Below are 16840 nucleotides of genomic sequence, written 5' to 3' on the forward strand. Positions count from 1 at the left end.
GAAAAGGGGCGGTGTCCCGGTCATCGCTATTGGAAGTATGCCGTCATACTACGCCGCCGTCAACGACCAGGCACTGGCCGGTGATATACGACGCCCGCTCCGAGGCGAGGAACGCCACCGCCTCGGCAACCTCCTCGACCCTGCCGATCCGCCCCAGCGACGCGCTCTTGACGATTTTATCCACCATTTCGGGCTTCATGGCAGCGGTCATCTCCGTCTCGATCAGTCCCGGCGCCACGGCATTGACCCTGATCCCCATCGGCCCGACTTCCCTGGCCAGCGAACGGGTGAAACTCATCGCCGCCCCCTTGCTTGCTGCGTAGTTGGTCTGTCCGGCAGTGCCGGTCAGGGCGGAGATGGAGGAGAGGTTGACGATAATCCCGCGCCGGTTGCCGATCATCTTCCGCACCCCCCACTTGCAGCAGTGGAACAGCGGGTAGAGGTTCCCCCTGAGCACCGCATCCCAGTCCTCGTCGGACATCATGGGGAGGTAGCCGTCGCGGATTATGCCGGCGTTGTTGACGAGGATATCGATGGCGCCGCCGTCTCCTGCCGCTGCCTCCATAAGGGCCATGGCCCCCTCGGCGGTGGCAACGTCCGCCTTCACCGCACTGATCGTGCCTGCCAGACCGAAAGCCTCTTCCATCAAGGCCGCGGCCGCAGCATCGTTAGTCAGATAAGCAGCGGTGACCTGCGCCCCGAGCCGGGCGAAGTGCAGCGAGATGGCCCGGCCGATCCCTCTGGTGCCGCCGGTGACGACGACGATCTTGTCCTTGAACTCCATGGTTACTCCTCAATACATTTAGATCCACCACGAAATCACGGAGAAAGGCAGAACCTATTTACCGCAAAGACGCGAAGAGAACCTAAAACCTTTTTGGATTTAAACCAAAAGATTCCAGGATCTTAAACCCGGTCTTTGTTTTTCTTTGCGTCTTTGCGGTTCGATGGTTCTCAGGTACTGCCTTTCCTCTGTGTCTCTGTGGCAAATGGTAGTTACATCGGCTTTACCCGGCTCCGCCCCAGCCGCTTCATCAGTTTCCACAACGGACCGCGCACCGGAAAGTGGCGCAACGCTTCGAGCATGGCGTCGCTCATGTTGATCTCCAGCCCCGGCGCCACCCAGTTTTTCCGGGCCAGCGCCCGTTCGGTCACCATCCGGCAAAGCGTCTCCCGGATGGGGGGCGAGATGTAGAAAACCGGCTCAAGAAGCGATGTCCGGCTGGTGATGACGCCATCCGCCAGCGCCGCATCATGGAGGGGGGTGCCTGGAAATATCCTGATGCCGGTCATGGCAATGACCGCGGTCGGCTCCAGCTCGTCCATCAGGGAAAAGCTCTCGTCTATGGTCGCCTCGCTCTCGCCCGGGCCGCCGAAGAGGATGTAGTGGGCAAAATCCGCCCCCTGCTCCCTGCAGAGGCGGGAGGCGCTCCGCACATCTTCCACGCCGAACGACTTGCCGAGGTTACGCAGCATCTGCGCCGAACCGGATTCGCTGCCGAACTCCACGGCATCGCAGCCGGCTGCAATCATGGCATTCAGCAGTGACGGGGTTACAAAGGCGGGATTGATGAACGCAGTCCAATTGATCGGCAGCTGCTCGGCAATGATGGCGCGGCAGAGCTCTTCGGCAAATTCCGGCGGATAGTTGAAGATATCATCGACAAAATAGATGTAACTGACGCCGAATCCATCGACAAGCGACCTGATCTCGGCGACGATCTCGCCGATGGGGCGAAGCCTGATGCTGTTCCCCTCCAGGATCGGATAGGTGCAGTAAATACAGGTAAAAGGGCAGCCGCGCTTGGTCTGCAGATTGGCCATCCCCCCTTCGCGGTGGTAGCGGTCAACCGTGAAATGGCTCCGTTCAGCCGGGCCGATATTTTGTACGAGCCGGGCCGGGAGGCAGCCCGCCTCCCCCTTGACGAGCACTCCCGGCAAAGAGCGAGGTGAAGCGCCGTCTGCCAGTGATGCAACCAGCTCCGGCAGAACTTCCTCCCCCTCGCCGACCACGCCGTAGTCGCCATCCAGGTAGGCGAGCAGTTCCACCGGCATGAGAGAGAAACCGGAACCGCCCAGAATGACCGGCGCTTTTCCCCGGCAGAGGTCCACGACCTTCCTGACCCCGGGCAGATAGGAACGGCTCCCGGGAAAAGTGACGTTGTCGATGTTCCTGATGGAAATCACCACCGCCGCGGGCATGAAGTCGAGGAGCGCCTCGCTCACGGCCGCGTCCGGGTCATCGGCAAAGCAGAGGTCGAGCACCCGCAGGCGATGCCCCCGTGCAGCCAGCGGCCCGGCAAGATAGGAAAGACCCAGGGGGAAGACCGGGTACGGGCTTTTCTCCCTGTTGGCGGAAATGAGCAGGATATCCATCACACCCCCAGAAAGGCCATCAGCCCCTGAAGCCTCTCGGCGATCACTTGCGGCAGTGCATATTGCAACACCCCGTCCCTGTCGGTCAGGGCATGCACCGTCCGGCCGGAAGCGGACAGCTTGCCCTCCTCGCCGAAGATGTCGCAGGCAAACTCCAGGGTGGCGGTTTCCGTGCGCCGCAGCGTAGTCCGTACCCGCAGTTCCTCGCCGAAGCGGGCCGGTCTTATGAATTTCAGCTCCAACGCCACCACCGGCGCCAGGTAGCCCGAATCTGCTATCTGTACCGCATCCAGGCCGAAGCGGCCGGCCAGGTCGTTGCGCCCGACTTCCATCCAGGCCACATAATGGCCGTGCCAGGCTATCTTATAGGCATCAACCTCGTTGAAGCGGACCTTTATCAAGGTTTCGTGAAAGTTCACCAGTCCCTCTTTAACAAGGAGCGAGGAGCGATGCACGAGGCACGAAGCACGAGGTCCGAGGAGCGAGGAAAGACTCGTTCCTTTATCCTCGTTCGTCACCGATGTTCGCTCTCGATCCAGCGGTTGTATTTCTTCAGTGAATCCCCCACCCCCACCTCGAAGAAGGTCCTGACCCCGGACGCACGCAGGGCGTGATAGGTCTTTTCCCAGAATACCGGCTGGAAGAGCTGCCGCAGCATGAAATCGGCCAGGTCCGCAGCTGTGAGGTACTCCTGGTCAAGATGATCCATTAACGGGCAGAACGGCTCTGCGTAATGGTAATCGGCAAAGATGTCCCGCAATTCCTCTTCCGCCTCCGCCATCAGCGGGGTGTGGAGCGGAGCGTCACAGTCGAAGGTCTTTGCCGAAAAGGCCCCCTGCGCCAACGCTTCCGCCATGGCCGTTTCCATATCCGGCCGCGTACCGGCCAGGAGAAAGTGACGGGAGGTGTTGTGGTTGGCCAAATGGACACCGTTATTTTCGGCAACGGCCAGAAGCGGCTCCAGGGTGAGGCCGATCACGCAGCCGAGGGCGTACCGGCGGCTCTTTCCCATCTGCGCCAGACACGAGCCGACACGACAGGTCAGCTCGACGACTTCCGCTTCGGGAAGGCAGCCGCAGGCGGCCAGAGCCGGATAGATCCCCATGCTGTGCTCGGCGACCAGATCCGGCGTTACCCCTTGACGGCGCATCTTCCGCGCCTGGTAAATGCTCATTGCCACGCCGAAGAGCTGGAGCTTGACGTTGTCGGTGCTCCCCTCCCCCAGCCAACTGAAGCTTTCCAGGTCGAAGCGGGCCCGTTCTCTCACCATCCCGGCAATGGCGGAAAAGTCGTCATCCACCGGCAACGTAGCGCTGCGCGACAAAGGTTGTCCGGGAAACATGAAACAGTTCATCAATAATAAACTCCGTAACATTCAGCAACAAATTCCCCCCTTTGAGAAAGGGGACCCAAACTGTGGGCCTAAAGGGCAAGGGGGGATTTTCCTGGCTGCGATGAAAGGCAAATCCCCCTAAATCCCCCTTTCATAAAGGGGGACTTGGTCTTTCGGAAGATTGGCACAAATCTGCCTACCCCTTGAATTTCGCCGTGCGGCGAATGGCGCTCCGGAAACCGAAATTCATCGGCGCAAAGACCTGCACGGAGCGGTGCAGCTTGAAAATCCGCCGATACATGGAGGAGAACGAGTAAAATGAGCTGTTAAGCCAGTCATGACCGGCCTGAAGCTCCGCGGCGGTCATCCCGCGGGGGATGAAGTTCACGTGCCCCATGTCGTAATCCCGCCAGTCGTTGGAGGTGATCCGCCCCTCCTCTTCCAGCCTCTTGCGGACCTGCGTGCCGGGATAGGGGGTGAGGATCGGAAAGATCGCCGCCTCGATTCGTGCCGCCTCGCAAAAACGAAGGATCGGCTCGAAAACCGCCGGCGTGTCGCCGTCGCAGCCGAGCACGAATGAACCTAGGATGCCGATACCATTATCGCGGAACGCCCTGGCTTGCTCGAGGTATGCGTCGGCCCGGTTGGTCACCTTCCCCATGGCGACGAGCGCCTCCTGGTTGAGCGACTCGAAACCGACGAACATGCCGATGCAGCCGGCCTCACCGGCCGCCCGCATCAGCTCTGGGTCTTTGGCGAAATCGATGGGGGCGTGGGAGAGCCACTTGAACCTCATCCCGCGCATGGCGGAAAAGAGTGACAAGGCGTAACGCCGGTTGGCCACCAGGTTATCGTCGACGAAAAAGGCAAATGAATTGTTCTTGCGCAGGATTTCCAGCTCGGCAAGCACCTGCTCAACCGGCCGTTCCCGGTATTTTCTGCCGTAAAAGGCGGTGACGGAACAGAATTCGCAGTCAAAGGGACAGCCGCGGGTCGTCTGGATTGTGTTGGTGAGGAGGTACCCCTTGCGGTCGAAGATTTCGCGGCGGGCAACGGGAAGGTCGGCCATGTCGAGCATGGCGCCAGGGCGATAAACCGGTTGCAGCGCCCCCCGTTCGAAGTCGGCAATCAGTCGGGGCCAGACCAGATCCCCCTCGCCGACCACCACCGCATGCACATGGTTCAGCGCCTCGTCGGGAAGATTGCTGGCATGAAAGCCGCCCATGACCACACTGACACCCCTGGCGCGAAAAGCCGCGGCAATCTCGTAGGCACGGGGCGCCTGTGGAGTCATGGCGGTAATCGCCACCAGGTTGACATCGGCGGCAAGGTCGAGCGGCTCCACGTTCTCGTCACACAGCGCCACGTGCCAGTGCGCCGGCGTGGCCGCGGCAATGACGGCAAGCGAGAGGGACGGGAATTTGAATCCCAGTTCCCCCCACAATCTCCCCTTCGGCCATCCGGGAGAGACGAGGAGCAGTTTCATTTACGATGTTCCGCGATATAAGCCGCCATGGTCCTGACCGACTGGAAAACCTTGGTACCGGTCGCAGCATCGGCCACCACCACGCCGAATGCCTTTTCCATCCCCACCACCAGCTGCAGGGCGTCGATGGAATCAAGCCCCAACCCTTCACCAAAAAGTGGAGCGTCGGTGTCGATATCAGCGATTGACATCCCCTCAATGCGGAGACTGTCGATGATCAGTTGCTTAACCTGGTTTATCAATTCTTCAGACATCTACAAACCCTTTTCCTTCTCTGTATTTTCATCCGCCCAGTAATCGAAAAAGTTGTACCACTGGTCGGGATAAGTTCTGATATGGCGTTCGAAAACCCGGATAATCCGCTCTGTTCCTTCTTTGATCGACCGGGCATGCTCGGCATGCCCCCCGCTGAAATAAATCGGCTCCTCCATGATCGTGGCGTAGCGGCTCCCCTCCAGGGGAACAAAAACCGGGATGACCGGCGCACCGCTGGCGAGGGCCAGGTAGGCGGCGCCCAGCGGAATGGGAGCCGGCCTGCCGAAAAAGTCGAGGGTCATGGTGTGGGAGGAGCCGTCCCGCTCGCCGAGAAGCGCCAGAACCTCGTTACGCCGCAGGGCGTTAACCGCCTCGATCACCGCCAGCGGCGAGGTATCGTCGCGGTCCACATAGATGAAGCGGATACCACGCTCCCGCCGCACCTGCTCCCGCAGCTCGTTGACCCGCTCATCCGGCTCCCGGAAGGTGAGGACGTTGAGGGGATACCCCATGTCCGCCAGTCCCAGGCCGCCCAATTCCCAGTTTCCCAGGTGCGGGGAGATGAGGATGGCGCCGCACCCCGCCGCCAGGGCATCATCGAGGGCCCGGCCGCTTGACCTCCTGCCGATCAGCGATTGCAGTTTCGAGCCGCGCCACCGCATCATCAGCATCACGTCGCACCAGTTGAGGGCGAACTTGTAATAGGTTGCGAATACCAGTCGTTCAACATCCCGCATACCGGTGATGACCCGGAGATTAGACCTGATGCCGCGCCGCTTCTCCGGCAGCATCAGGTAAAAGAGCCCACCCCAGAAGAGGGCGAAGGGGGGATGGAGAAACCGGGGGACCAGTATGGTAAAGAGTCTGATGAAAAACAGGTTTAAACTGCTGTAAAGTGCCAATGAGCTGCCTTCTCGTTAAACTGCTGCCAATACTAGAAAAAAAGATCGAATGCACAGGCCAGCATTTTTTTCAGCCTGAAGTCCTGTTTTTTGCCGTAATCCTTAAAATCGTCCACCGCTTTTGTCGATCGCCGGTAAAACCTGATGTATGCCTTGATGAGCAAAAACTGGAGCAGATGGCGGTTGATGCGCGGGTGGCGGAAGACGAGATGAAGCGCATCATAAAATTTCCAGCGTTTGACGAATATCCGCTCCTTCACCTCCTCGTAAAGTGCGGTGCCGGGATAGGGGGTCAGGATGGAGAACTGGGCAACGTTGGTGTTGAGCTTGACCGCCAGATCGATGGTTCGTTCAATGTCTTTGCGGCTCTCGTTAAGATGGCCGAGTATGTAGCTGCCGAACACCTCGATGCCGTTTTCCTGCAACAGCTTTACCGCTGCGGCGGTCTCATCCCCCTGCCCTTTTTTGCCGAGCATTTGCAGCGCTTCGGCTCCGGCGCTCTCGATGCCGAGGAATATGGTCTTTGCCCCGGCGGCAGACATGGCCCGCACCATCTGCGGGTTTCTGACAATGGTATCGACACGGGAAAAATTCCACCATTTCAGGTCAAAGCCACGTTCGCGGATACCCTCGGCAATGCCGATGACCCGTTCGGGCGAAAGGCTGAAGTTGTCGTCGACAAAAGCAACCGCCCGGAAACCGTAGCGGGTGTAAACCTCGTCCAGCTCGGCCAGCACCGACTCGGGACTACGGCTGCGCCAGCCACGGCCGAAAAAGTTTGAAGAGGAACAGAAAGAGCAGCCACCGGGACAACCGCGGCTCGTCACCACCGGCGTCAGAAGAACACCGTCGACAACAGCGCTGTATCGGTTCAGGTCCAGGAGGTGGCGGGCGGGCAATGGGAGCAGCTCCACATCGGGCGTAGCGCCGTTGGGCGTTTCCACCAGGGTTTTGCCGTCACGAAAGATAATGCCGTCAACCGCCGCCGGCTCCTCGCGCCGTTCCAATGCCTCGACCAGGCGGGGAAAGGTGAGTTCCCCCTCCCCTTTGATTATGTACTGGACATGACCGGTGCGGAGGATCTCATCGGCCATGAACTGGGGATGGGGCCCACCCATCACCACCGGACGTCCCAGGGCTGCTGCCTGCCGGGCAATGAGCATGGCCTTTTCTATGCGGGTGGTGTCCGAGGTAATGCCGACCAGGTCGGCGGCCTTGACGTCGAAGGCACAAAGCCCGTCAGGCTCGATCTGCAGGTCTTTTACCTGCACCGTATGACCGGCCTGCTCAAGGCAGGCGGCGATGTAGAGCAGCCCCATAGGCGGCAGACTCACGCCGAAGGTGGTAAACACACCGGTGGACGGCGGATTTACCAGGAGAATCCTCATCCCTTGACGTCACCGGCCCGCTTCGTCTGCCCGACTTCAGCGGCAAATTCCCGCTCCCAGGCAGGGTCGGCAATCTCGCCGTAGCGGCCTGCGTAATCGTCCATTTCCCGCGCCAGATCTGTAAAAATCTCGGCAGCACCGTCGTGGGTCGAATAGGCCCCCTCCGTGCCGAACAATTCACGCCCCACTTCCGGGTGGTCGATGAGCATGCACGGCCGCAGCAGATTGTCGTGTTCACCCTGCTTCTCCCTGATTTTGCGAAACAGCGGCGACCTCAAGGCCTCCTTGATGGAGGTGCGGCGGATGTTGTCCACGGCAAAGTGGCAGAAGACGCACGGCTCGATGTCACCGTTGGCATTAATATGGAAGTATTTGCGACCGCCGGCAAGGCAGCCGCTGATCATCGGCCCGTCATTCCAGAAGTCGATGAAGAGCATCGGCTTTGTTGCACGGAATTCGGCTGTGCTGCGCCGCATGAAATCGCGCTGCTCCGGAGTGGGCATCAGCCCTATCTCCGGCTTCCGTCCCACCGGCACGTAGGAAAAGAGCCAGAGGGCAAAACATCCCTTTTCCACCAGCATGTCGATGTAGCTGCCGTCGGTGATGATGCCGGTATTTTTATTCGTCTGGGTGAAGGAGCCGCAAAAGGAGAGGCCGGCTGCACGCAGGAGGTCCATGGCGTGCATCACCTTCCGGAAATGCCCGGCGCCGCGCCGCTCGTCGGTTTCCTTTTCATACCCTTCGAGGGAAAAGGCGGGCATCACGTTACCCACCTCGATCAGGCGCTCCACCATCCGTTCGTCGATCAGCCCGCCATGGGTAAAGACGAGAAACGCCATGTCCGAATGTTTCTTGAAAATCTCGAAGATGTCATCCTTAAAAAACGGCTCGCCACCGGAAATGACGGCAAAATAGACCCCCATCTCCTTCATCTGCATCAACACCGAGTCGATCTCTTCCAGGGAGAGTTCCAGGGATTTCTGATAATCGCCGGCATAGCATCCGTAACAGGAAAGGTTGCACTTCATGGTGGGGCTGATGACCACCGTCGAAGGGGGGTAGTATCCCTCCCGGTCCGCCCACGTCTTACGCTTGTTGGTGCCGGAGAGGAGGTGGTTGACCGCCAGATTGGTGATCCACTTGTCGCGCTGGTTCGGATGAAGATCGCGCAGTATGCGGCGCGGAAACTCCATGCTCGGGTGGTTGTCACGGATAAGCTGCCGCATCCACCTGATCCGCTCCCGGTAATAATCCTTCTTCGGGATGAGTTCCATAAGGTAGGTCATCCGCGCCAGGGTTTCATTGGACGAACTGGTCGCCAAAGAAAGGAGCAGCGAAATTATTTTTTCCGTCGAGTAATTTTTCAGGCTCTGGAGCATTTTCACCCACTTCATTCAACGCTGATTTCCAGCAGATTGCAACTGTTTGACCCGCATGCTTACTGCCGGCGTTTAAGTTCTCATGTATTTCAAAAAAGTCATGCAGATATTCCAGGTATCGCGCACCGGCCGGTAATGGCTTGTGGCGCGGCCATCGGCCACACGCGCTGCTATCGGCAGGGAACCGATCATGAATCCGCCGCGCCAGGCCTTCATGAGGATCTCCATCTCCAAGTCGTAACCGGAAGCGGCAAGCTCCACGCCTCGCAACAACCTGGCAGAGTAATAGCGGAACCCGGACTGGCTGTCGCTTATCTCGAAGCCGGTCCGCTTCCTCATGCACCAGACACCAAAACGGTTCCAGAAACTGCGCAGGCCGGCCATCTGCTCGAACTGGGAAAAGCGGGAAGCGATGAGGATGTCAAACCCCTTTTCCCTTGCGGCTTCAGCCAGCAGCCGAATGGCGGCAACGTCGTGCTGGCCGTCGGCATCAATGGTCACCACCCCTTCATACCCATGCATAAGCGCCCAGGCAAAGCCGGTTCTGAGGGCCGCCCCTTTGCCGAGGTTCTGCCGGTGGGTGAGGATGTTCAGCGGCAGGTGCTCTATGCGTGCAACGGTAGCATCCGTTGAGCCGTCATCGACGACCAGGAGCGGAAACCCGGAATTGAGCGCTTCTTCAGCCACGGCGGCAATGGTTTTCCCGGCGTTATAGGCCGGAACGATTACGCAGATTGCCACGTTGCCACCAGCTGCCTCATGGTACGGAATCTGAAATTTTGCAAAAGATGCCTGAGCCGTCCCTCTGCATCGCTCCTGGTTCCGTAGGCGGCAAAGGATTTCAGGGGCGAAAGACTGAGCCGCGGGCCAAAAGCCTCCATCTCCCGGGGGTGCAGATAGAGCACTGCCGGCATTCCGGCATCATTGAGCTTTTTCACGGTGCGGCTTATCATCGACAGGGAAAAGAACCTGAAACCCCACCCGCCGCCGGTCGGCAGGTTGCAGATGGGAGATGGGGTCACCATCGGCGGCAGCTCGAAAATACTCCCAGCGGAGGTCGCAATCGAAAACGGAGTGCGCGCCCCCCGGCGGTCGCCGATGAATGGAAGCGGGTTATAACTTGAATCGTACAAGCAACCTTCCTCATGCAAAATATCCAGCGCCCACGGAGTTTCAGGGCCAAGCGACCATTGGGGCGCCCTGAAACCGACCGGTTTGCATCCGGCCTGCGTTCCGATTATTTCAGCCGTGCGTCGAATCTCGTCCCGGAATTTCTTCGGCCCGAGAAGCGGTACCAGGGTGTGGGAATAACCGTGAGAGGATACTTCATGGCCCGCGGCAACTATCATGGGGACCAGCAACGGCTCTTCTTCCGCAACCGACCCAAGCATGAAGAAAGTGGCCTTCACACCAAATTCAGCCAACATCGCCAGTATCCGCTCGATATTCTGCCGTACCCGCCTTTTTCCTGCGGGAACAACGGGCTCCGCGTCGCCACAGCAAACGTGATACCAGTCTTCAACATCAATAGTCAACGCGTTATGCACCGGTATAAGAAAAACCCACCCCACCCCTGACAAAATTAGAGTGGTAGGTTACACCATGTAAAGTGTTAAGTCAATACAAGCAGACACTTACGCCCGGTTACCGGGCGGATCCGCGGCACCCCCCGTATTATGCCGAAAACAGTGACGATAAACATCATTCGATATTCGACCATGTGGCGACAGGGGGGATTTGGCCTTGACATAAGGGCGAATATAACCTACAAGTATCCGATAATCGGCGTTTTACCCCCATTTCACGTAACCATTTCCAACATTAAATCCGCAATGAAACGATATTTATATTTCTTACATAACAAAAAGTTGAGCCTGCTTCTGGTTACCGGATTATTACTACTTGCGCCGGTTTTACGATTCGCATTTTTCCTCACCACATCTGCCGGCGACGGCAGGAACGTGCAGATGCTGGACATCGGCCACGGTTCAAGTCCGGGGAAAATGGCTGCTGACCTCGAAACGAAGAAAATCATCTCCAGCGCCAGGCTGTTTACCCTCTACACCCGATTCAGCGGCGCCGACGCCAGATTGAAAGCCGGACTTTACCAGTTCAACGACGGCATGAAACCAACGGAAATCGTGCATAAGATGGTGGCCGGAGATGTTTACCTCCGTCTCTTTGCCCTGCCCGAAGGATACTCCACATACCAGGCGGCGGAACTGCTCCAGTCCCGCAGGTTTTTCAGCAAGGAATCGTTCCTCAAGCAGTGCGTAAACAGGAAACTACTCGCTGAACTCGGCATTCCGGGCAAAAGCGTTGAAGGCTACCTCTATCCCGGCGCCTACAACATCCCCCCGAACATGGACGAAGCTGAGCTGATCCGGCAGATGGTGCGGAAGTTCAACGAGGTGTATGCGGACAAGTTCGACGACCGGGCAAAAAAACTGGCAATGAACCGCCATAAAGTTCTGACCCTGGCCTCGATGATTGAGAAGGAGGCAGTCGACCCCTCCGAGCGCCCCATCATCTCTGCCGTCTTTTACAACCGGCTGAAAAAGGGGATGCGGCTGCAGAGCGACCCGACCGCTGTCTACGGTGTGCGTGCATTTGCCGGCAAGGTGTCGAAGCAGGACATCATGCGTCACTCCGATTACAACACCTATCTGATAAACGGTATCCCCCCGGGACCCATAGGCAATCCGAGCAGCGCGGCCATCGAAGCGGTTCTCAGCCCGGCCCAATGCGACTACCTCTACTTCGTGGCGAAAAAGGACGGCAATCACTTTTTTTCCAAAAACCTGGAAGAACATAACCAGGCAGTGAACCGATATCTGAAATCTTCCGCAGCCGCTCCTCCAGCAACGCAACACATCGCGGGGTACACGAATGACCAGCCGAATCTTACTGGCAGAAGATAACGAACAGCTGGCGCAGATGCTGCAAACGTTCCTCGCCGCACAGGGGCTCGATGTCCTGGTGGCGAAGAGCGGCGTCGAGGCCCTGCGGCTCATCGCTTCCGGCAACGTGGACCTGCTCCTCCTCGACCTCAAACTGCCCGAACTGAGCGGCGTTGAGGTCCTGCAAAAGCTGCGCAAATCGCCCCAATGGGCAAAGCTTCCGGTAATCGTCATGACGGGTGTTTACAAGGGGGAAAAATACGCAGAGGGGGCTCGCAAACTGGGGGTAAACCACTACCTGGAAAAGCCATTTTCTCGCCAGGCGTTTCTGCATGCCGTCCAGTCAACCCTTGCGGAAATTCCGGGCAAGACAGAGGCGCCGAAACTGCTGGACCACCTTATCGACATATACGACAAGGGGAAAAGCGGTCTCCTCACCCTGCCGCAGGGCATCCAGGTCTCTTTTTTCAACGGCGAGCCGTTCTCGTTCCTGTCAAAGGGGAAAAGAGATTTTGCCGCATTCCTCGTTTCCGCGGGGAAGATCGGCCAGGAAGACCTGAAACTCTTTGTCGACAACAACGAGGAGCGCCTCTTCTTCACCCAGGCCGGTCTTCTCACCTACGAGGACCTGGTGGATGAATCACGCCGCTTTCTGTCCGGCACGCTCACGGCCTCGTTGATGGAAGAAGCCGTTACAACCTTCAGCGAAGGGACCTGCAACGCCGAACTCCCGCTCGTCCCCCTTTCCCTGCCGCGGCTTATCTACCAAGCCGCCAAAGATGGCGCGGGCCGCTTCGATGCAGACCGTTTCCTGGCGAAATTCGGCTGCCGTTACCCCGCCCGCACCAGGCTTTTCTTCCGCCGCACCAACCTGACCACCATGCGTAAGGGGGATATCGAACTGTTGGAGCTGGTCGATTCACGCCGCTCCCTTAACGATATCGTTGCCGCCGGCGAGGCACGAAACGAGTCCGCCGCCTTCTTCAGCTTTCTCTTCTCCCTCGGCATGATAGCCTTCCATGAGGCGCCTTCGCCCGATGAAGAACCGGACTTCCCGCAGAAGAACCTCTTCAACCGTCCCTTTGAAGAGCTGAAAACAGCGGAGGAATTCAAGGTCGGCTTTGACGACCTGGTGGAGGAAGTCTCAAACTCGGTGGAACTCGTGGTCGGAATCGAAGGGATGGCCGCCCCCCTCTCCTCCGACGAGATCAATTTCGAACAGGCCGTCCAGCGCGACTATGCCGCCATCCAGGACAAAAACTATTACGGGATTTTCGGCCTCACCCGGAACAACTTCAGTTTCAACGCCTTGAAAGAGGCATACTTTGCCAAGACCCGCCAGTACACGCCGGAAAAATTCATGGAACTTTCCGGGACGACCATGAACATCGCCCAGGACATCCTCTCCCATTACGCCAACGCCTACAACACCCTCTCCAACGTGGTGGCCAAGGAACGTTACGACGAAATGCTCAACGCCGATACCACCATGGGGCTTGACGGCAAGCAGGACGACAAGCTCCAGGCGAGGATCCAGTTCCAGTCGGGTAATGTTTTCCTGGAGATGGAGGAGTTCGAAAACGCCGAAAAGGCGCTCCAGGAAGCCTACACGCTGGAACCGGACAACGCCCTGCATTGCGCCATCCTCGCCTGGGCAATCTACAGGAACCCGGCAAACAGAAGCTCCCGCGCCTCCCAGGAAAAGGCGAAAATGCTTTTGGCCAAATCGCTGCAGATCGAGAAGTGCGCAGAGGCTTTCGCCTTGCGCGGCTGGATGCTGATCGACGAAGGTCGCGAGGGACTGGCAGAGGGTGAATTCCAAAAAGCGCTCAAGATCAATCCGAAGGACAAGAACGCCCGCGACGGTCTCAGACAGATCGCCGGAAAACGCGAAACGGAAAAGAAGGGGCTGTTCAGAAGGATTTTCAGATGACCTGCTATGCGGGCAAAGGCTTTTTGACCCGTTTCCCTTCCGCATCCAAAACAGAACTGCCTCTCAATGCAGCACCATCTCCCGGACAACCTCCCCCAGCATCCTGCGGATCGCCTTTTCCTCAACGAGAGTGAACAGATCGCCCCGGCCGAAGACCATCTCCAGGCAGTCGCGCCAGCTCCTGACGATAACCGGCACCTCGGAAACGCCGTTCCCCAGAAGGCCGTAAAAAAGATGCTCGACCCCTCCCCCTTTTTTGCGCGGCTCCTGTTTCCGCAGATCGAAATAAACCGCCTGGTCCAACGCGTCATTGGTAAGGTAAATCATGTCGCACCTCCATGCTTTTCTATCACTAAAACACAGGTGTGCGACACAATAAGTCATACAAGTCTATAAAAAGCATTTTAGCCACTAATTTTCACGAATTTGCACGAATATACAAGCTCCTGTGATGCAGAAGGCACTCACCAGATCGGTAATTACTAAAGACTTAACAAGGGGTTAAAAACATTCGTGTTTATTCGTGTCATTCGTGGTTAACTGCCGTTTTTGGGTTAAACTTTAGTTTTGCCGAAAAACTTCGCTGCCGCCTCATGGCGAAAAGCCGCGAAACCTGTCCACCGCCTCGGGAATAATCTCCTCTCTGATATTGCCGAAGGCAAGGCGCAGATAATCGGTGAGTCCGGGACCGAACACCTCGCCGGGAAGCGTCAGCAACCCGACCTCCTCCACCAACATTCTCGCCACCTCCCTGCCGGTGCGCTCCGGGAACGGATGGCGGATCCAGCCGAAAAACGTCCCGCTCGCCACAAGACGGAAAGGGTTCCCCGACCGGTTGAACTCGGCGCAGAAGCGATCATGGCGGCGTTCCATCATGATCCTGTTTTCCCTGACCCAGTCGTCGAGGTTGTCCACCCCGTAGCATACGGCCTGCTGGGTGATTCTCGGCTGGCATACCGCCATGGTATCCTGGGCTTTGAGGGCATGGTGGATGAACTCCTCCGAAGCGGCGAGCATTCCGGCCCGATAGCCGGTCAGGGCGTAGGTCTTGCCGAATGAGGCGATATGGACGAAGTGGTCGCCCCAATGGTGATCGGCAAAGAGATCGTGGGGCCGGGCGCCGCCGGCGATGAATTCGCAGTAGGTCTCGTCCAGGACGAGCGCAATGCCGTGCCGGGCAGCCAGGCGGGCCAGCTCATGGATGGTGGCAGGAGGCGTCACTACGCCGGTGGGGTTGCTCGGGGTAACAAGGAGTATGGCCCTGGTGCGGGGTGTGATGAGCGTCTCGATTGCCGGGACCGACGGCAACCCGCCCGACGCCTCGTCGAACGGGGCGAAAACCGGACGGATACCGAGCATTTCCAGGGCCATGGGGTGGTCGAAGTAGGCGGGGAGCTGGACGATCACCTCATCCCCCTCCCTGCAGAGGGTCACCATGGCGAGCCAGAACGCCTGGCTGGCGCCGATGGTAAGGCAGAGCTGGCGGGGATTCATGATGGCGCCGTACTTCCGTTCGTAGCGGGCACAGACCGCCTCGCGCACCTCCTGCAGTCCCTCATCGGGGGAGTATTTCGAGGTGAGCGGGTCCATAAGCAACTCTGCCAGATGCTTGGTCAGCTCTTGTGCAGGAGGATAATCGGGAACCGCCTGACAGAGATCGATAAGGGGATAGTCTTGGGCTGCGCCGGCAAGCCACCCCTTCACTTCGGAAATGGGAGGAAAATGCACCTTGCGGATATGGTCTGATATGGGGAATTTCATTGGTGCCTCCCTGCAGGAATTCACGCTCTGTTCTTCTTACAATGTTTTGCGCCCTGGAGCAAGCACCACGTGCAATAGTTCAGACGTGTCAAGCCGCTTTGCCTCATGTTCAGGATTCTCTTTGCTTTTATCAATTTATTGCAAGGAATGTCGAAATTTACTTGGCAAATCTTTTGCATAATTGCATTCTTGTTAATCGGCATCCAGGTATGCCCCACCATCGGCATCTGCCTTTAACTCACGGATTGACGATTGTTGCTAAAGTGGAAAAAACGTTACGTCCCCAAGGAGGCTTGATTGACTATTCTTGAATCTATCATACTCGGTGTCGTGGAGGGATTGAGCGAATTCCTCCCCATCTCTTCCACCGGGCACCTCATCCTCGCGTCCGCCCTGTTGAAAATCAAACAGACCGATGCCCACAAGGTATTCGAGGTTACGATCCAGTCGGGGGCCATACTGGCGGTTGTCTACATCTACCGCAAGCAGCTCGCATCCCGATCGGACCTGCTTCTGAAGGTTTGCGCCGCATTCATTCCCACGGGGGTCTTAGGCTATCTCCTTTACAAGACCGTCAAATCATTCTTCCAGCCATCGATGGTGAGTTACATGCTGATCGCAGGGGGGATTGCGTTTTTAGCCATTGAAAGGCATCTGAAGAACCGCTCCTCTGCTGGGGAGGGTCTCCAGGACATCTCCTACGGGAAGGCCTTGCTCATAGGGATCATCCAGAGCCTTTCCATGATCCCGGGGGTATCCCGCTCCGGAGCTACCATCATGGGCGGGCTTTTGGTCGGCATGGACAGGAAGGCTGCCGCAGAGTTCTCCTTTCTCCTCGCCATCCCCACCATGCTCGCGGCCACCGCCTTCGACATATACAAGAACTTCGGCATCTTCAGCTTTGGAGATTGGCAAAACATCCTCGCCGGCTTCGTAACCTCCTTTATCTTTGCCGTTATCGGCATTAAGGCGCTCCTGAAATTCATCACCGGCCATACATTCGTGCCGTTCGCCATCTACAGGATCGCCGCAGGGGTCCTGTTCCTCCTGTTTCTGCCGTAGCATCTTCTCAGCCGGGGAGGACTATTTGCCGGCCGGCCTTCTTCCATTGCAACTCGGCAGGCACA

General features: G+C 57.9%; 16 protein-coding genes. 3 read left to right on the forward strand and 13 right to left on the reverse strand.

The window, feature by feature from the left end; genetic code table 11:
• Window positions 1-43: 43 nt before the first annotated feature.
• The 11 genes from fabG to GURA_RS18435 all read right to left on the reverse strand — a co-directional run bounded on the left by fabG (window position 44) and on the right by GURA_RS18435 (window position 10654).
• Window positions 44-784 (reverse strand): 3-oxoacyl-ACP reductase FabG, encoded by a 741-nt coding sequence (gene fabG / locus GURA_RS18385; RefSeq protein WP_011940416.1) that lies wholly within the window; start codon window positions 782-784, stop codon window positions 44-46.
• A 212-nt stretch (window positions 785-996) separates the two neighbouring features.
• Window positions 997-2376 carry a lipid biosynthesis B12-binding/radical SAM protein gene (locus GURA_RS18390; protein WP_011940417.1) on the reverse strand — a complete coding sequence of 460 codons (1380 nt, stop codon included), beginning with the start codon at window positions 2374-2376 and terminating at the stop codon, window positions 997-999.
• On the reverse strand, window positions 2376-2894 hold the full coding sequence (locus tag GURA_RS18395; RefSeq protein WP_011940418.1) for an acyl-CoA thioesterase: 519 nt from the start codon (window positions 2892-2894) through the stop codon (window positions 2376-2378). Before GURA_RS18395 ends, GURA_RS18390 begins: the two co-directional genes overlap by 1 nt.
• The gene (locus GURA_RS18400) at window positions 2891-3730 is read right to left on the reverse strand and encodes an ACP S-malonyltransferase (RefSeq protein WP_011940419.1); all 840 of its coding nucleotides are present in this window, start codon (window positions 3728-3730) and stop codon (window positions 2891-2893) included. The genes GURA_RS18395 and GURA_RS18400 overlap by 4 nt, the downstream gene beginning before the upstream one ends.
• Before the next feature lie 175 nt (window positions 3731-3905).
• A complete protein-coding gene (locus GURA_RS18405; RefSeq protein WP_011940420.1) occupies window positions 3906-5195 on the reverse strand; it encodes a B12-binding domain-containing radical SAM protein in 1290 nt (429 codons plus the stop codon).
• Window positions 5192-5449, reverse strand: coding sequence for a phosphopantetheine-binding protein (locus GURA_RS18410; protein WP_011940421.1), 258 nt, complete (start codon window positions 5447-5449; stop codon window positions 5192-5194). The genes GURA_RS18405 and GURA_RS18410 overlap by 4 nt, the downstream gene beginning before the upstream one ends.
• Window positions 5450-6352, reverse strand: coding sequence for a lysophospholipid acyltransferase family protein (locus tag GURA_RS18415; RefSeq protein WP_011940422.1), 903 nt, complete (start codon window positions 6350-6352; stop codon window positions 5450-5452).
• A gap of 32 nt (window positions 6353-6384) precedes the next feature.
• Window positions 6385-7740: a B12-binding domain-containing radical SAM protein gene (locus GURA_RS18420; protein WP_011940423.1), complete on the reverse strand. Its 1356-nt coding sequence runs from the start codon at window positions 7738-7740 to the stop codon at window positions 6385-6387.
• Complete coding sequence (locus GURA_RS18425; RefSeq protein WP_041246139.1) at window positions 7737-9119, reverse strand: radical SAM protein; 1383 nt, start codon at window positions 9117-9119, stop codon at window positions 7737-7739. Before GURA_RS18425 ends, GURA_RS18420 begins: the two co-directional genes overlap by 4 nt.
• A gap of 72 nt (window positions 9120-9191) precedes the next feature.
• Entirely contained in the window at window positions 9192-9860 is a 669-nt protein-coding gene (locus GURA_RS18430; RefSeq protein ID WP_011940425.1) for a glycosyltransferase family 2 protein, read from the reverse strand.
• A complete protein-coding gene (locus GURA_RS18435; protein WP_232278940.1) occupies window positions 9845-10654 on the reverse strand; it encodes a polysaccharide deacetylase family protein in 810 nt (269 codons plus the stop codon). Before GURA_RS18435 ends, GURA_RS18430 begins: the two co-directional genes overlap by 16 nt.
• Before the next feature lie 333 nt (window positions 10655-10987).
• Between GURA_RS18435 and mltG the strand changes: the two genes are divergently transcribed.
• Together mltG and GURA_RS18445 are read left to right on the forward strand one after the other, a co-directional pair.
• Window positions 10988-12040, forward strand: coding sequence for an endolytic transglycosylase MltG (gene mltG, locus GURA_RS18440; protein WP_232278941.1), 1053 nt, complete (start codon window positions 10988-10990; stop codon window positions 12038-12040).
• Window positions 12009-13952 (forward strand): response regulator, encoded by a 1944-nt coding sequence (locus GURA_RS18445; protein WP_011940428.1) that lies wholly within the window; start codon window positions 12009-12011, stop codon window positions 13950-13952. Before mltG ends, GURA_RS18445 begins: the two co-directional genes overlap by 32 nt.
• A 63-nt stretch (window positions 13953-14015) precedes the next feature.
• On the opposite strand, the gene GURA_RS18450 is transcribed toward GURA_RS18445, so the two are convergent.
• On the reverse strand, window positions 14016-14279 hold the full coding sequence (locus GURA_RS18450) for a hypothetical protein (protein ID WP_011940429.1): 264 nt from the start codon (window positions 14277-14279) through the stop codon (window positions 14016-14018).
• Between the two features lie 264 nt (window positions 14280-14543).
• A complete protein-coding gene (locus GURA_RS18455) occupies window positions 14544-15713 on the reverse strand; it encodes an aminotransferase (RefSeq protein ID WP_011940430.1) in 1170 nt (389 codons plus the stop codon).
• Between the two features lie 297 nt (window positions 15714-16010).
• Between GURA_RS18455 and GURA_RS18465 the strand changes: the two genes are divergently transcribed.
• Window positions 16011-16775: an undecaprenyl-diphosphate phosphatase gene (locus GURA_RS18465; RefSeq protein WP_011940431.1), complete on the forward strand. Its 765-nt coding sequence runs from the start codon at window positions 16011-16013 to the stop codon at window positions 16773-16775.
• The last annotated feature ends 65 nt before the right edge of the window (window positions 16776-16840 follow it).

Origin of the sequence: Geotalea uraniireducens Rf4, from assembly GCF_000016745.1 — a bacterium.
Lineage (GTDB): Bacteria > Desulfobacterota > Desulfuromonadia > Geobacterales > Geobacteraceae > Geotalea > Geotalea uraniireducens.